The sequence below is a fragment of the Streptomyces sp. EDA2-14 genome, assembly GCF_054963755.1.
The window spans coordinates 647,410-664,181 of sequence record NZ_JBUEGE010000003.1 but is presented as its reverse complement, the minus strand read 5'-3'; the positions used below and the strand labels follow the sequence as shown (position 1 = coordinate 664,181).

Genomic DNA, 16,772 nt, shown 5'->3' with positions numbered 1-16,772 from the left:
GAATCCCACAGACGTAAGGACCCAATGACCTCCTCTTCTTCCCCTTCCCAGGACGCGCAGAACATGGTGCAGAACCACACCGAGAGCCTTCGGGCCGATGCCCTGATGGAAGAGGACGTCGCCTGGAGCCACGAGATCGACGGAGAGCGGGACGGTCATCAGTTCGACCGCTCCGAGCGTGCGGCTCTGCGCCGCGTCGCCGGCCTCTCCACCGAACTCGAGGACGTCACCGAGGTCGAGTACCGACAGCTCCGCCTGGAGCGCGTCGTACTCGTCGGCGTGTGGACGTCGGGAACGGTTCATGACGCGGAGAACTCCCTGGCGGAACTCGCCGCCCTCGCCGAGACGGCGGGCGCCCTCGTGCTCGACGGCGTGATCCAGCGCCGCGACAAGCCCGACGCGGCGACGTACATCGGCTCGGGCAAGGCCCAGGAGCTGCGCGACATCGTGCTCGAGACCGGAGCGGACACCGTCGTGTGCGACGGTGAGCTGAGCCCCGGCCAGCTCATCCACCTCGAGGACGTCGTCAAGGTCAAGGTGGTCGACAGGACCGCCCTGATCCTCGACATCTTCGCCCAGCACGCCAAGTCCCGAGAGGGCAAGGCGCAGGTCGCGCTCGCGCAGATGCAGTACATGCTGCCGCGCCTGCGTGGTTGGGGTCAGTCGCTGTCCCGGCAGATGGGTGGCGGTGGCTCCGGCTCCTCGGGCGGCGGTATGGCCACCCGTGGTCCCGGTGAGACCAAGATCGAGACGGACCGGCGCCGGATCCGCGAGAAGATGGCGAAGATGCGCCGGGAGATCGCGGAGATGAAGACCGGCCGCGACATCAAGCGGCAGGAGCGCCGCAGGCACAAGGTGCCTTCGGTGGCCATCGCCGGATACACCAACGCCGGCAAGTCCTCGCTCCTCAACCGCCTCACGGGCGCGGGCGTACTGGTGGAGAACTCGCTGTTCGCCACCCTCGACCCGACCGTGCGCCGGGCCGAGACCCCGAGCGGCCGCCTCTACACGTTGGCCGACACGGTCGGCTTCGTACGGCACCTGCCGCACCACCTCGTCGAGGCGTTCCGCTCGACCATGGAGGAGGTCGGTGACTCCGACCTGATCCTGCACGTGGTCGACGGTTCGCACCCCGCGCCGGAGGAGCAGCTCGCCTCCGTACGCGAGGTCATCCGCGACGTCGGCGCGACGGACGTGCCCGAGATCGTCGTGATCAACAAGGCGGACGCGGCCGATCCGTTGGTGCTGCAGCGCCTGATGCGCGTCGAGAAGCGCTCGATCGCCGTCTCGGCCCGCTCGGGACAGGGCATCGAGGAGCTGCTCCAGCTCATCGACGACGAGCTGCCGCGTCCCGCGGTCGAGATCGAGGCCCTCGTGCCGTACACGCACGGCCAGCTGGTCGCGCGGGCGCACGCCGACGGCGAGGTGATCTCCGAGGAGCACACCCCGGAGGGCACGCTCCTGAAGGCACGCGTCCACGAGGAACTCGCGGCGGAATTCGCGCCGTACGTTCCGGCGGCGGTCGCGGGCTGACGGCCCGTACAGAACAGGACTGAGCCCCTCCCCGGTGGTCCGGGGAGGGGCTCAGTCGTGTGGTCGGCCGGTTCAGTCCTGGTTCAGTCCCGGGTCCGGCCGGTTGCGCCGCGAGGGCTCACTGCCCGGCGAACTTCTTGCTCATCGAGTCGTAGATGCCCTTGGCCTCCTTGCCGAGCCGCGGGCCGGCGAGCCAACCCGCCGTCTGCGGGCCGATCGAGGTGTTCGACACCAGTGCGGGCCGGCCGTCGGAGCCCTGGCCGACCCAGCCACCGCCGGACGAACCGCCCGTCATCGTGCAGCCGATGCGGTACATCGTCGGATCCGCGTCGTTCAGCGAGAGACGGCCCGGCTTGTCCGCGCACTGGTACAGCTTCTGCCCGTCGAACGGGGCCGCCGCCGGGTAGCCCTTCGCCGTCAGCTGCGCGACCTTCGGCACCGCCGGAGCGTTGAACTCCACCGGAAGGGCCGCACCCACCGTCTCCTCGAGCGACTTGGTGGTGCTGCTGCCCTCCTCCGGCGTCACATGGATCGTCGCGAAGTCGTACGACGCGCCCGCGCCGCCGGTCGGGCCGCCCTGATTGATCCACTGGTCGGACGTCAGCGCCCCGTCGCCCCACCACACGCCGTACGGAGCCACCTCGCTCCTGGGCGTGTTCCGCAGCTCCTGCGCGGACTTGCCGCTGTCGTTGTACGAGGGGACGAACGCGATGTTGCGGTACCAGCCGCCGTTCTTGCCCGCGTGCACACAGTGGCCCGCGGTCCAGATCATGTTGGACTTGCCCGGGTGCGCGGGGTCGGAGACCACGGTCGCCGAGCAGACCATCGAACCCTCGGGCCCGTCGAAGAACAGCTTGCCCGAGTACGGCGCGTTCGCGTGGTACGGAGTGGACACGCCCGCCGCGGCCACCGGCCTCGGCTCCGGGTCCGTCACGCCCTGGTCACCGGAGAGGTCGTTCTCGTCGACCTCGCCTCCGGAGGGCTTGTCGGCGTCCCGCATCCGGCTGGAGTCCCACAGCCCGTCGATGATCGGGTTGACGAAGTCCTGCGCCTCACGCAGCCACTGGTCCTTGTCCCAGTTCTTCCACTCGCCGTCCTTCCACTTGTCCGGGTCGATCCCGTGTTCCTTCAGCCGGTCCTGGATGTCGTCCGGGATCTTGAACTTGCCGTCGCCCGCGGACGCCGAGGCGGTCGGCTTGTCGTTCGCGTTGTTCTCGCCCGGACCGCACGCCGTGGCGGTCAGAGCGACCACGGCACCGAGCGCGACCGCCGCCGCCACGGGGGACGTTCTGCTTCGCACGCCTCGAGTGCGGCGCGCGGCGAACAGCGGGCGTATGGGTCGCATGTCGTGAATCCCCCTGGGCTTCGAAATGGTTGAACGGCCGTACACGTGCGGTGGAGGAGAGCGAGCCCTCGTCTCCGAACGGCACACCACCCTATGCCGGTGCCGTCGGCGACGACCGACGGAACAGCAACGGTTCCGTCACGGAGGGATCTTCCGGTCGACGCAGATCGTTGAGGCACGGCCGGCCGCCGACTGCCCGTGGCGGCCCTTGCCGCGGGCATCTGGCAAAGGTCTGCTCATGAGTCCGGTACGAGCCGTGTTCCTCCGCCCGTCTCGTCGTTGGTACGTACGGGGGAACTGCAGTTGGCGTTCAGGGCGCGTCAACTCGCCCCGCCGGTCGCTGAGTCGAGGGGGCTTTTCGGCCGTATATCCAGCGGGAGGACCAACAGCCGTGGCGGTGACCGATCCTGTGCCTGTGACCGATCCTGAGACCGTGGCGGTTCCCACCTCGTACGACGGGGCGACACACGGGAACCCTGTCCGCGACACCGTGGCGCACGAAGGGATTCTGCGCCGCCAGTGCGCGCGGGAGTCCGCGGCGCGCACCTATGCGCGCTCCCTGCCGATCGTGCCGGTGCGGGCGCGCGGGCTCACCATCGAGGGCGCCGACGGTCGCCGCTACCTGGACTGTCTGTCCGGCGCGGGAACCCTCGCTCTCGGTCACAACCACCCGGTGGTGCTTGAAGCCATCCGCAAGGTGCTCGACTCGGGGGCGCCGCTGCACGTCCTCGACCTGGCCACCCCGGTCAAGGACGCGTTCACCACCGAGCTGTTCCGTACGCTGCCGCCCGGCCTCGCCGACCGGGCCCGGATCCAGTTCTGCGGGCCCGCAGGCACCGATGCCGTCGAGGCCGCTCTGAAACTGGTCCGTACCGCCACCGGGCGCTCGGGCCTGCTCGCCTTCACGGGCGCCTATCACGGGATGACCGCGGGGGCGCTCGCGGCGTCGGGCGGGGCGCAGGACGTCCGCGTCACGCGCCTGCCGTATCCGCAGGACTACCGCTGCCCCTTCGGCATCGGAGGCCCGCGCGGCGCCGAACTCGCGGCCCGGTGGACCGAGTCGCTCCTCGACGACACCAAGTCCGGCGTGCCACAGCCCGCGGGCATGATCCTCGAACCGGTGCAGGGGGAGGGCGGCGTCATCCCCGCCCCCGACAGCTGGATGCGCAGGACGCGCGCCCTCACAGAGCGACGCTCGATCCCGCTGATCGTCGACGAGGTGCAGACCGGCGTGGGCCGCACCGGCGCCTTCTGGGCCGTGGAGCACAGCGGTGTCGTGCCCGACGTGATGGTCCTGTCCAAGGCCATCGGCGGCAGCCTTCCGCTCGCCGTGATCGTCTACCGCGAGGACCTCGACGTCTGGCCACCGGGCGCGCACGCCGGCACCTTCCGCGGCAACCAGCTCGCCATGGCCGCGGGCGCTGCCACCCTCGCCCATGTCCGCGAGAACGCCCTCGCCGAACGCGCCGCCGTCATCGGCGACCGCATGCTCGGCCAACTCCGTCGACTCGCCGAGGACTTCGCGTGCGTCGGCGAGGTCCGCGGGCGGGGCCTGATGATCGGCATGGAACTCGTCGACCCGGACGGCGCCGTGCCCGCCCCCGCCGCGGAGCACGCCGCCGACCCCCTGCTCGCCGGAGTCGCCACGCCGCTCCCGGCCGCGCCCCAACTCGCCGCCGCCGTGCGCGACGCCTGCCTCCACCGCGGCCTGATCGTCGAACTCGGCGGCCGCCACTCCAGCGTCGTCCGCCTGCTCCCGCCCCTCACCATCACCGACGAGCAGGCCGCGGCCGTCGTGGACCGCCTCGCGGACGCCCTGGCGGCCGTCGCCCGCGCCCGCCGTCACGAGTCGTAGGAGCACCCGACGACAGACCCCCACCAGCGACGGCAGTGACCCACCGGACCGGCCGGACCACTGCCTCATGGAGCCCACCACCCCACGCAAGGAACCCAGTTGAACGCCACCCCCGCATCCGACGGCCGTTCCCGTCCCACCGCCGGCGGATCCTGTGACACACAAGAACCGTGCGCCCAGGACCGCGACTCGATCCCTCGGCAGCAGGGCGGCGACCAGGACACCGAGGGCCCCTGCGCCTCCACCGCCGACCTTCTGGAGCACCCCGACCCCGCGACGGCCGCCCTGGCCGCGGCGGTCGAGAACCTGCTGCGCTGCTGGGTACGTGAGAACAACATCGCTCCTCCTTCCTTCGGCGCCCTCCGCGTCCCGCTGCCCGCGAGCGGCACCGCCCTCCTCGTCCCGGTCCACTACTGGTCACCCTCCGGCCTGCACCGCTTCGGCCTGCCCTACCTGGAGGACGCGCCGCACCACGCCCCACGCGTGGACGCCGTCACGCTCGCCGCACTCCTGAGTAGAGAGGCGGCCCACGGTGCCGCCCACGCCCCCGCCACCCCCGACAGCCCCGGCGGCGACAGCGGGGAACTGGTCGTCCGCGTCGCCGACTCGATGCGCCGCACCACCGAGTTCATCGCGGACCGCCGCCGGCACCCCGCCGACCCGGCCGACACCTTCCTCGCGGCGGAGCAGGCGCTGCTCCTCGGACACCCGCTGCACCCGACACCGAAGAGTCGCGAAGGACTCTCCGAGGCCGAATCCCGGTGCTACTCACCGGAGGTACGCGGCTCCTTCCCCCTGCACTGGATCGCCGTCGCCCCGGACGTCCTCGCCCACGACTCGGCCTGGACCGAGGACGGCCGCGCCCGCACCGCCGCCGACCTCACCTCCCAGCTGGCCGGCCCGGGCCTCCCGTTGCCCGAAGGGCACGCCGCGCTGCCCGTGCACCCCTGGCAGCTGCGCGAACTGCGGCAACGCCCCGACACCGCCGCCCTCCTCGACGCCGGCCTGCTGCGCGACCTGGGGCCGCACGGCGAACCCTGGTTCCCCACCTCCTCGGTCCGCACGCTGTACCGGCCCGGTGCGCCGGCCATGCTCAAGCTCTCCCTCGGCCTGCGCATCACCAACTCCCGCCGGGAGAACCTCCGCAAGGAACTCCACCGGGGCGTCGAGATCCACCGGCTCCTCGGCACCGGTCTCGCCGAGCAGTGGCAGTCCGCGCACCCCGGCTTCGACATCGTCCGCGACCCGGCCTGGCTCGCGGTCGACGGCCCGGACGGCGAACCGGTGCCCGGCCTGGACGTGATGATCCGCACCAACCCCTTCCGCTCCCACGACGACGCGTCCTGCGTCGCCGGCTTCGTCTCGCCCCGGCCGACCGCCGACCCGGCCGCCCGCACCGACCACCCGGCCATGAGCTCCCGCCTCGCCGACACGGTGACCCGGCTCGCCGCCCACACCGGTCGTTCCCGCGGCGCCGTCTCCACCGAGTGGTTCCTGCGGTATCTGGAGCACGTCGTACGGCCCGTGCTCTGGCTCGACGGCGAGGCAGGCATCGCCCTGGAGGCCCACCAGCAGAACACCCTGCTGCTCCTGGACGCCGACGGCTGGCCCGCCGGCGGCCGCTACCGGGACAACCAGGGCTACTACTTCCGCGAGTCACGCCGCGCCGAACTCGACCAGCGGCTGCCCGGCATCGGCACGCACAGCGACAGCTTCGTCGCCGACGACGTCACCGACGAGCGATTCGCCTACTACCTCGCCATCAACAACGTCCTCGGCCTGATCGGCGCCTTCGGCTCCCAAGGGCTCGCCGACGAGCAGCTGTTGATCGCCGCCTTCCGCCGCTTCCTCGGCGAAGCCGCGACCGGACCGACCCGGCTGCGCAGCACACTGCCGGGCCTGCTGCTCGACTCGCCCAAGCTGCGCTGCAAGGCGAACATGCTCACCCGGCTGCACGGCCTCGACGAACTCGTGGGCCCCGTCGACACCCAATCCGTCTACGTCACCATCCCCAACCCCTTTCCTTCACGCCGTACCTGAGAGAGGAGCGTCGCCGTGCCTCCCAGCAACGCGAGCACCGACGCCGACACCACTCCCGCCACCGACCCCCACAACACCGCCCCGCCTGCGGAGAACGCAGCGAACGCGGACGGCGCCGACCACTCCGAGAGCGCCGAGAACGCGGAAGGCGCGGAGGGTGCGGGCCACACAGGGGGAGCCGACGGTGCGGACGGCGCCGACTTCCAGGACACCCTGGACCTGCGCCTCCCCGACGAACTGATCGCGCTCATCGCGGAGCAGGACGGCGCCCACCGAGGCGACCCCGACCTCACGGGCCCGACCCGGCACGACCTGCTGGACGACGTGGGGGAGTGGGGACCGGTCACCACTCCCTCAGGCGTGTTCCAGCTCGTCCCGGTGCGCATCGAGCGAGACCTGGCACTCGTCAGCCGCTGGATGAACGACCCCGCCGTCGCAGCCTTCTGGGAACTCGCGGGACCCGACACCGTCACCGAAGAGCACTTGAGCCCCCAACTCGACGGCGACGGACGCAGCGTGCCCTGTCTCGGCGTCCTCGACGGCGTGCCCATGAGCTACTGGGAGATCTACCGCGCCGACCTCGACCCACTGGCCCGCCACTACCCCGCCCGCCCGCACGACACCGGAATCCACCTCCTCATCGGTGGCGTCGCCGACCGCGGACGAGGACTCGGCACCACGCTGCTCACAGCCGTCGCCGACCTCGTACTCGACCATCGCCCGCGCTGTGCGCGCGTCATCGCTGAACCCGACCTTCGCAACACCCCTTCCGTCTCCGCCTTCCTGGGCGCGGGATTCCGCTTCTTCGCCGAGGTGGACCTCCCCGACAAGCGGGCCGCGCTCATGGTCCGTGACCGCGCCCTCCGCAGCGTGCTCCCAGCTAGTCACTCTCTGTAACGAAGCTCGATCCGATCCGGTTCCCGTCCGAGGAGTTTTCGTGCCGAACCCGTCCGTCGTCCCGAGTTCCGAAGAGCCGCCCGAGCTGTACGACCCGCCCGAGCTCACATCCGGGAACTGGAACAGGGCGGGTGCACGGCTGCTGGCCAAGCTGATCGGCGAATTCGCCTACGAGGACATCCTGCGGCCGAAGGACCTCACCCCGGACGGACCCGGTCTTCGTCACTACTCCCTGTATCTGCCTGCCAGTCGGTCCGACGGAGCCGGTGCGGGCGCAGAAGGCATTGGCGCCACCGGCGAGGCGGCCACCGACGCGGGCGAGGCCGGTGGCACCTTCCACTTCCGCGCCCGCCGCGGCGCGTACGGCAGCTGGCAGGTCGACCCGGCGAGCATGGAGTGGCAACCCGAGCCGACCGGCACACCGGCGGCGACCCCTGCGGAAAGCGGCCGCGAGCCCCTCACCGACCCACTCACCTTCCTCCTCCACGCCAAGCACGCCCTCGGCCTCGACGGCAACACCCTCGGCCACCTCATCCGCGAACTCACCGTCACACTCGCCGCCGACGCCCGCCTCGACCACACCGCGCTCACCGCGGCGCAACTGGCCGACCTCGGGTACGCCGAGCTCGAAGGACACCAGACCGGCCACCCCTGGCTCGTACTGAACAAGGGGCGCCTCGGTTTCTCCGCGACCGACACCTCGCGCTGGGCCCCCGAGTCCCGCCGCCCCACCCGACTCCCGTGGATCGCCGTGCACACCCGTCTCGCCATGTACCGAGGCGTCGAGGGCCTGGAGGAGCCCGCCTCCCTCTATGCCGGCGAACTCGACGAACCGACGCGGGCGTTGTTCGCGCAGGCGCTCCGGTCGCGCGGCCTGGACCCGGCCGCGTACCTCTATCTCCCGGTGCACCCCTGGCAGTGGGACGACATCGTGCTGCCGCTCTTCGCACCGTCCGTCGCCAGGAACGACATCGTTGCGCTTCCCACGGACGGAGACCTGCGCCTGCCGCAGCAGTCCATCCGTACGTTCCTGAACACGGCGCGCCCCCACCGGCACACAGTGAAGTTGCCGCTCTCCATCTTCAACACCCTTGTATGGCGCGGGCTTCCGACGGAGCGCACCTGGGCCGCGCCGGCCGTCACCGCATGGGTGCACGCCCTGCGCGATGCCGACCCCTTCTTGCGCGACGAATGCGGCGTCATCCTGCTGGGCGAGGTCGCCTCCGTGACCGTCGAACACCCTCTCTACGACGGGCTCGACGAAGTGCCCTACCAGTACAAGGAATTGCTGGGCGCGATCTGGCGCGAACCCGTCTCCCGGCACCTCGCGCCTGGAGAGCGCGCCCGAACGCTCGCCTCCTTGCTGCACGTGGACACCGAAGGACGCGCGTTCGTCGCGGAGCTCGTCGCCCGCTCGGGCCTGGAACCGAAGACATGGCTCCGCAGGCTCTTCGCCGCCCTGCTGCCCCCGCTGCTGCGCTTCCTCTACCGCTACGGCACCGTCTTCTCCCCTCATGGAGAGAACGCGATCGTCGTCTTCGACGACCAGGACGTGCCCGTCCGGCTCGCGGTCAAGGACTTCGTGGACGACGTCAACATCAGCTCCGAGGCGCTCCCGGAGCACGACGCCATGCCCGACGACGTGCGCGAGGTCCTGCTCACGGAGGACCCGGCGTTCCTGACCCAGTTCATCCACTCGGGGCTCTTCGTGGGCGTCTTCCGCTACCTGGCGCCGCTGTGCGAGGAGCAACTCGCCGTCCCGGAGACCGACTTCTGGGACCTGGTGCGCGCCGAGATCCTGCGCCACCACGCCCGATTCCCCGAGCTCAAGGAGCGGTACGAGCTGTTCGACCTGCTCACCCCGGAGATCGAGCGGCTGTGCCTCAATCGCAATCGGCTGCACCTCGACGGCTACCGCGACCGCGCCGACCGCCCGCACGCAGCCGTCCACGGCACCGTCGCCAATCCGCTCCATCAGCCGTGATCGCTGGATTGTCAGTGGGTCCGTTTAGGGTGGTCGAGCTATGACGAAGCCCTCACTCCCCGAGCTCCTGCACGCCGCCGTCACCGCTGTCGGCGGCACAGAGCGCCCTGGCCAGGTGACCATGGCCGAGACCGTCGCTGAGGCGATCGACGACGGTTCCCATCTGCTTGTCCAGGCGGGCACCGGCACCGGTAAGTCACTGGGCTACCTCGTGCCGGCCCTGGCTCACGGGGAGCGCGTCGTCGTGGCGACCGCCACGCTGGCGTTGCAGCGCCAGCTCGTGGAGCGGGACCTGCCGCGCACGGTCGAGTCGCTGCACCCGCTGCTGCGGCGCCGCCCCAATTTCGCCATGCTCAAGGGCCGGTCGAACTATCTGTGCCTGCACCGCCTGCACGAGGGCGTCCCGCAGGAGGAGGAAGAGGGCCCCGGACTCTTCGACCAGTTCGAGGCGGCCGCGCCCACCAGCAAGCTGGGCCAGGACCTGCTGCGCATGCGGGACTGGGCGGACGAGACGGAGACGGGCGACCGGGACGACCTCACGCCCGGCGTCTCGGACAAGGCCTGGTCGCAGGTCTCGGTCTCCTCGCGCGAGTGCCTGGGCGCGTCGAAGTGCGCGTACGGCCAGGAGTGCTTCGCGGAGATGTCGCGGGAGCGCGCCAAGCTCGCCGACGTCATCGTGACCAACCACGCGCTGCTGGCGATCGACGCCATCGAGGGCGCGCCGGTCCTGCCGCAGCACGAGGTGCTGATCGTGGACGAGGCACACGAGCTCGTCTCACGGGTGACCGGGGTGGCGACGGGGGAGCTGACCCCCGGCCAGGTCAACAGAGCGGTGAAGCGCGCGGCGAAGCTGGTCAACGAGAAGGCGGCCGACCAGCTCCAGACCGCCTCCGAAGGCTTCGAGCGGGTCATGGAGCTGGCCCTTCCCGGCCGTCTCGAAGAGGTTCCGGAAGACCTCGGCTACGCGCTCATGGCCCTGCGCGACGCCGCCCGTACGGTGATCACCGCACTCGGCAACACCCGTGACAAGTCCGTCCAGGACGAGGACGCCGTCCGCAAGCAGGCGAGAGCCTCCGTGGAGAACATCCACGACGTGGCGGAGCGGATCGCGAACGGGTCGGAGTGGGACGTCGTCTGGTACGAGCGGCACGACCGCTTCGGCGCCTCCCTGCGTGTGGCTCCCATGTCGGTCTCCGGTCTCCTGAGGGAGAAGCTGTTCACCGACCGCTCCGTGGTCCTGACCTCGGCGACGCTGAAGCTGGGCGGCGACTTCAACGGGGTGGGCGCCTCCTTGGGTCTCGCTCCCGAAGGCACCGAGGGCGAGGACCTGCCCGTCTGGAAGGGCGTCGACGTCGGCTCGCCGTTCGAGTACCGCAAGCAAGGCATCCTCTACGTCGCCAAGCACCTGGCGAAGCCGACGCGTGACGGTACGCGTACGGACATGACGGACGAGCTGAGCGAGCTGATCCAGGCGTCCGGCGGCCGCACGCTCGGCCTCTTCTCGTCGATGCGGGCGGCCCAGGCCGCGGCCGAGGAACTGCGCAAGCGGATCCCGGAGTTTCCGATCCTGCTGCAGGGCGAGGACACCCTGGGTGAGCTGATCAAGGCTTTCGCGGCGGACCCGGAGACCTGTCTGTTCGGCACCCTGTCGCTGTGGCAGGGCGTGGACGTACCGGGCCCGAACTGTCAGCTGGTCGTGATGGACAAGATCCCGTTCCCGCGGCCCGACGACCCGCTGATGAGCGCGCGCCAGAAGGCGGTCGAGGAAGCGGGTGGCAACGGCTTCATGGCCGTGGCCGCGACGCACGCGGCGCTCCTCATGGCGCAGGGCGCGGGCCGTCTCGTCCGGGCGACGGGGGATCGCGGCGTGGTCGCGGTCCTGGACCCCCGCCTGGCGACGGCACGCTACGGAAGCTATTTGAAGGCTTCGATGCCGGACTTCTGGTTCACGACGGACCGGAACCAGGTGCGGCGCTCGCTCTCGGCGATCGACGCGGCGGCGAAGAAGGCGGACGCGGAAGCGGTGCCGAAGAAGGCCGAGGGAGAGTAGCCGGGAGCTGGAGCGAGCGGACGGGGCCCTCGCGCGGACAGCGCTGGGCCCCGGAACCGGCGCAGTAGGTTCCGGGGCCCGGTCAGGGAGGAGCGTCAGACGCGCCGCAGAACGGCCACCACCTTGCCGAGGATCGTCGCCTCGTCACCGGGAATCGGCTGGTACGCGGAGTTGTGCGGCAGGAGCCATACGTGGCCGTCCTCCCGCTTGAAGCGCTTCACGGTGGCCTCGCCGTCGAGCATCGCGGCGACGATGTCACCGTTCTCCGCGACGGGCTGGCGGCGGACCGTGACCCAGTCCCCGTCGCAGATCGCGGCCTCGATCATCGAGTCACCGACGACCTTCAGGACGAACAGCTCACCGTCACCGACGAGCTGCCGGGGCAGCGGGAAGACGTCCTCCACCGACTCCTCGGCGAGGATCGGGCCACCGGCGGCGATCCGGCCCACCAGGGGCACGTACGAAGCGGCGGGCTTGCCCGTGGTGTCCGTGGGCTGCGCGCTGGGCTGGTCCGAGCCACGGACCTCGTACGCGCGCGGGCGGTGCGGGTCACGGCGCAGGAAGCCCTTGCGCTCGAGTGCCATCAGCTGGTGCGCGACCGACGACGTGCTGGACAGGCCGACCGCCTGGCCGATCTCGCGCATGGACGGCGGGTACCCCCGACGCTGCACGGAATCCCGGATCACCTCGATCACGCGGCGCTGCCGGTCCGTGAGCCCCGAGCTGTCGGCGCGGATCCCTGGGGGTCGGCCGGGCAGGGAGCGGCCTGGCTTGGGCCCCTCCTGACTCATGGCTGTGTCATTCATGGCATGCACCGGCTCGAGTCGGCCCTGGGCGCGGCCCTGGGCAGTGATGGTGGCACTGTCTGCGGTCGTGGTCACGTCGGTCGGCCCCTCTCGAGAATGTCTCCCTAGCTAGCCAACGGTAGTTCCTTTCGAAAGGTTGCGCCAAACACACGTTCGAGTGAAAAACCGTGGATTGCTTGTCGTGATCATGCGCCTGGGTGTATGGCCACCGTGTAAGCGGAGCGTTGTTTCAGCTCGATCCGGTACGCTTCGACGCTGGAGTCGAGGCTCGGCCCGTGGGTTCCACAGTCTGCCACTCGACCCTCCGCCAACCGGGCACCGCCCTCCTTTTCTGTCGCGCCGTGCCGGTCTCCGGCGGGGCGCCGCGCGGCCTCGCCGCCCTGGATGCGGCGCGTCCCGTGCGCGACACGAACGCGCGACACGCTCTAGGGCTCAATATGCAGCCAAACCCCAGATGTAGTGGTTGGATTGGATCCGCAGCCCAGAAGTTGTGGTCCCCGGTCAATCTTGGTCGTGGTCATCGCCTATGCTTGGGGCTGCTTCGAGAGGCGTGACCAGCCCCTCGGGGCTATCGAGTCGTGCCGTGAAGGAGGGTTGGGAGTTCATGCACTGCCCCTTCTGTAGGCATCCCGACAGTCGTGTCGTCGACAGCCGCACCACCGACGACGGCACGTCGATCCGCCGGCGCCGTCAGTGTCCGGACTGCTCCCGTCGTTTCACGACGGTGGAGACGTGCTCGCTGATGGTGGTGAAGCGGAGCGGGGTGACCGAACCCTTCAGCCGCACCAAGGTCATCAACGGCGTACGCAAGGCGTGTCAGGGCCGTCCGGTCACCGAGGACGCCCTCGCCCAGCTCGGCCAGCGGGTCGAGGAGGCGGTGCGCGCCACCGGAAGCGCCGAACTGACCACGCACGACGTGGGCCTTGCCATACTCGGCCCGCTCCAGCAGCTGGACCTCGTCGCCTACCTGCGTTTCGCGTCCGTGTACCGGGCGTTCGACTCGCTGGACGACTTCGAGTCGGCGATCGCGGAACTGAGGGAACAAGCGCCCGGCGCGGAGGCGGACGGCGCGGGCGAAGAGCCCACACAGAGTGAGAGCGGGCCCGGAGGGACTGTAGAAGTCCCGGTGCCCGCCCACGCCGCCGACTGACGGCCACGGGCCGGGCGGCGGCGACCCCAAAGACCTGTTGCGGGCGGCAAGAGCGGCGGCCGCAACACAAGACAGACACCGTGCGCGGGAAGATCCGGGCACTTTAGGGCGTTTTAGCCCGATATATGGGAGGCGGCATGACAGAGACGGCGAGCGGCCCGGCACGAGGCTCCCGGGCCAAGGGAGCCAAGGCCACCAAGGGTCTGCGCATCGAGCGCATCCACACCACTCCCGGCGTGCACCCGTACGACGAGGTGGAATGGGCGCATCGTGACGTCGTCATGACCAACTGGCGCGACGGCTCGGTCAACTTCGAGCAGCGTGGCGTCGAGTTCCCCGAGTTCTGGTCGGTGAACGCGGTCAACATCGTCACCAGTAAGTACTTCCGGGGCGCCGTCGGCACCCCGCAGCGCGAGGTGAGCCTCAAGCAGCTCATCGACCGCATCGTGAAGACGTACCGGAAGTCCGGCGAGGACAACAAGTACTTCGCCTCGCCCGCCGACGCCGAGATCTTCGAGCACGAGCTGGCGTACGCCCTCCTGCACCAGATCTTCAGCTTCAACTCGCCGGTGTGGTTCAACGTCGGCACGCCGCAGCCCCAGCAGGTCTCCGCCTGCTTCATCCTGTCCGTCGACGACTCCATGGAGTCGATCCTCGACTGGTACAAGGAAGAGGGCATGATCTTCAAGGGCGGCTCCGGCGCCGGCCTGAACCTCTCCCGTATTCGTTCCTCCAAGGAACTGCTCTCCTCCGGCGGCAACGCCTCGGGTCCCGTCTCCTTCATGCGCGGTGCCGACGCCTCTGCAGGAACGATCAAGTCGGGTGGCGCCACGCGCCGCGCGGCCAAGATGGTCATCCTCGACGTCGACCACCCCGACATCGAGGGCTTCATCGAGACCAAGGTGAAGGAAGAGGAGAAGATCCGCGCCCTGCGTGACGCGGGCTTCGACATGGACCTGGGCGGCGACGACATCACGTCCGTCCAGTACCAGAACGCCAACAACTCGGTCCGCGTGAACGACGAGTTCATGAAGGCCGTCGAGGCCGGCTCGAAGTTCGGTCTGCGTGGCCGCATGGACGGCGAGGTCATCGAGGAGGTCGACGCCAAGTCGCTCTTCCGCAAGATGGCCGAGGCCGCCTGGGCCTGTGCCGACCCCGGCATCCAGTACGACGACACCATCAACCACTGGCACACGTGCCCGGAGTCCGGCCGCATCAACGGCTCGAACCCGTGCAGCGAGTACATGCACCTGGACAACACGTCCTGCAACCTCGCCTCGCTGAACCTGATGAAGTTCCTGAAGGACGACGGCCTGGGCAACCAGTCCTTCGACGTCGAGCGCTTCTCGAAGGTCGTCGAGCTGGTCATCACCGCGATGGACATCTCCATCTGCTTCGCGGACTTCCCGACGCAGAAGATCGGCGAGAACACCCGCGCCTTCCGCCAGCTCGGCATCGGCTACGCGAACCTGGGCGCCCTGCTCATGGCGACCGGCCACGCCTACGACTCGGACGGCGGCCGCGCCCTCGCCGGCGCCATCACGTCGCTGATGACGGGTACGTCCTACAAGCGCTCCGCCGAGCTCGCCGCGGTCGTCGGCGCGTACGACGGCTACGCCAAGAACGCCACGCCGCACAACCGCGTCATGAAGCAGCACGCCGACGCCAACACCGCGGCCGTTCGCGTGGACGACCTGGACACCCCGATCTGGGCCGCCGCCACGGAGGCCTGGCAGGACGTCGTCCGCCTCGGCGAGAAGAACGGTTTCCGGAACGCGCAGGCGTCCGTCATCGCCCCGACCGGCACCATCGGTCTCGCGATGTCCTGCGACACCACCGGCCTCGAGCCCGACCTCGCCCTGGTCAAGTTCAAGAAGCTGGTCGGCGGCGGCTCGATGCAGATCGTCAACGGCACCGTCCCGCAGGCCCTGCGCCGCCTGGGCTACCAGGAGGAGCAGATCGAGGCGATCGTCGCCCACATCGCCGAGTACGGCAACGTGGTGGACGCCCCCGGCCTCAAGCTCGAGCACTACGAGGTGTTCGACTGCGCCATGGGCGACCGCTCCATCTCCGCGATGGGCCACGTCCGCATGATGGCCGCCATCCAGCCCTGGATCTCCGGCGCCCTCTCCAAGACCGTCAACCTGCCGGAGACGGCGACGGTCGAGGACGTCGAGGAGGTCTACTTCGAGGCCTGGAAGATGGGCGTCAAGGCGCTCGCCATCTACCGCGACAACTGCAAGGTCGGCCAGCCCCTCTCCGCGAAGAAGAAGGAGCAGGAGAAGGCCGAGGTGACCGAGAAGACCGAGGCGACGATCCGCGAGGCCGTCGAGAAGGTCGTCGAGTACCGCCCGGTCCGCAAGCGCCTCCCGAAGGGTCGTCCCGGCATCACCACCTCCTTCACGGTGGGTGGCGCCGAGGGCTACATGACCGCCAACTCCTACCCGGACGACGGTCTCGGCGAGGTCTTCCTCAAGATGTCCAAGCAGGGCTCCACCCTCGCGGGCATGATGGACGCCTTCTCCATCGCCGTCTCGGTCGGCCTCCAGTACGGCGTGCCGCTGGAGACCTACGTCTCGAAGTTCACGAACATGCGCTTCGAGCCGGCCGGCATGACGGACGACCCGGACGTGCGGATGGCGCAGTCGATCGTCGACTACATCTTCCGTCGCCTGGCGCTCGACTTCCTGCCCTTCGAGACGCGCTCCGCGCTCGGCATCCACTCCGCCGAGGAGCGTCAGCGTCACCTGGAGACGGGTTCCTACGAGCCGACCGAGGACGAGGTCGACGTCGAGGGTCTGTCCCAGTCGGCGCCGCGTGCCCAGGAGCTGAAGGCCGTCGAGACGCCGAAGGCCGAGGCCGCCACCGCGCAGCCCGTGCCGCAGCAGGCGCACACCAGCGCCGAGCTCGTCGAGATGCAGCTGGGCATCCAGGCCGACGCCCCGCTCTGCTTCTCCTGCGGTACGAAGATGCAGCGGGCCGGCTCCTGCTACATCTGCGAGGGCTGCGGCTCGACCAGCGGTTGCAGCTGATCGCGCTGAACGCTTGACCTGAAGGGCGGCGGAACCCACTGGGTTCCGCCGCCCTTCGGCGTTGACGACACGGGCGCCGC

At 69.9% G+C, this 16,772-nt stretch carries 10 protein-coding genes; 8 read left to right on the top strand and 2 right to left on the bottom strand.

The genetic code is table 11. The features are described 5' to 3' along the window. The first annotated feature begins 24 nt into the window (after positions 1-24). Positions 25-1,533 carry a GTPase HflX gene (gene hflX / locus ACY34M_RS12655; RefSeq protein ID WP_462718524.1) on the top strand — a complete coding sequence of 503 codons (1,509 nt, stop codon included), beginning with the start codon at positions 25-27 and terminating at the stop codon, positions 1,531-1,533. Between the two features lie 118 nt (positions 1,534-1,651). Here hflX and ACY34M_RS12650 read toward each other — a convergent pair whose 3' ends face one another. Continuing rightward, positions 1,652-2,878 (bottom strand): trypsin-like serine peptidase, encoded by a 1,227-nt coding sequence (locus ACY34M_RS12650; protein WP_462718523.1) that lies wholly within the window; start codon positions 2,876-2,878, stop codon positions 1,652-1,654. A 490-nt stretch (positions 2,879-3,368) separates the two neighbouring features. Between ACY34M_RS12650 and ACY34M_RS12645 the strand changes: the two genes are divergently transcribed. The 5 genes from ACY34M_RS12645 to ACY34M_RS12625 all read left to right on the top strand — a co-directional run bounded on the left by ACY34M_RS12645 (position 3,369) and on the right by ACY34M_RS12625 (position 11,704). Then, complete coding sequence (locus ACY34M_RS12645) at positions 3,369-4,733, top strand: diaminobutyrate--2-oxoglutarate transaminase family protein (RefSeq protein ID WP_462718579.1); 1,365 nt, start codon at positions 3,369-3,371, stop codon at positions 4,731-4,733. Between the two features lie 99 nt (positions 4,734-4,832). Next, the gene (locus ACY34M_RS12640; RefSeq protein WP_462718522.1) at positions 4,833-6,773 is read left to right on the top strand and encodes an IucA/IucC family protein; all 1,941 of its coding nucleotides are present in this window, start codon (positions 4,833-4,835) and stop codon (positions 6,771-6,773) included. A 15-nt stretch (positions 6,774-6,788) separates the two neighbouring features. Next, positions 6,789-7,670 carry a GNAT family N-acetyltransferase gene (locus ACY34M_RS12635; RefSeq protein WP_462718521.1) on the top strand — a complete coding sequence of 294 codons (882 nt, stop codon included), beginning with the start codon at positions 6,789-6,791 and terminating at the stop codon, positions 7,668-7,670. Positions 7,671-7,710: 40 nt separating this feature from the next. Continuing rightward, complete coding sequence (locus tag ACY34M_RS12630) at positions 7,711-9,654, top strand: IucA/IucC family protein (RefSeq protein WP_462718520.1); 1,944 nt, start codon at positions 7,711-7,713, stop codon at positions 9,652-9,654. 40 nt (positions 9,655-9,694) lie between these two features. Then, the gene (locus ACY34M_RS12625) at positions 9,695-11,704 is read left to right on the top strand and encodes an ATP-dependent DNA helicase (protein ID WP_462718519.1); all 2,010 of its coding nucleotides are present in this window, start codon (positions 9,695-9,697) and stop codon (positions 11,702-11,704) included. 95 nt (positions 11,705-11,799) lie between these two features. Here ACY34M_RS12625 and lexA read toward each other — a convergent pair whose 3' ends face one another. Next, positions 11,800-12,585 (bottom strand): transcriptional repressor LexA, encoded by a 786-nt coding sequence (lexA, locus tag ACY34M_RS12620; RefSeq protein WP_450810713.1) that lies wholly within the window; start codon positions 12,583-12,585, stop codon positions 11,800-11,802. A gap of 529 nt (positions 12,586-13,114) precedes the next feature. Between lexA and nrdR the strand changes: the two genes are divergently transcribed. Together nrdR and ACY34M_RS12610 are read left to right on the top strand one after the other, a co-directional pair. Continuing rightward, a complete protein-coding gene (gene nrdR, locus ACY34M_RS12615) occupies positions 13,115-13,660 on the top strand; it encodes a transcriptional regulator NrdR (protein ID WP_462718518.1) in 546 nt (181 codons plus the stop codon). 137 nt (positions 13,661-13,797) lie between these two features. After that, positions 13,798-16,692 carry a vitamin B12-dependent ribonucleotide reductase gene (locus ACY34M_RS12610; protein ID WP_462718517.1) on the top strand — a complete coding sequence of 965 codons (2,895 nt, stop codon included), beginning with the start codon at positions 13,798-13,800 and terminating at the stop codon, positions 16,690-16,692. The last annotated feature ends 80 nt before the right edge of the window (positions 16,693-16,772 follow it).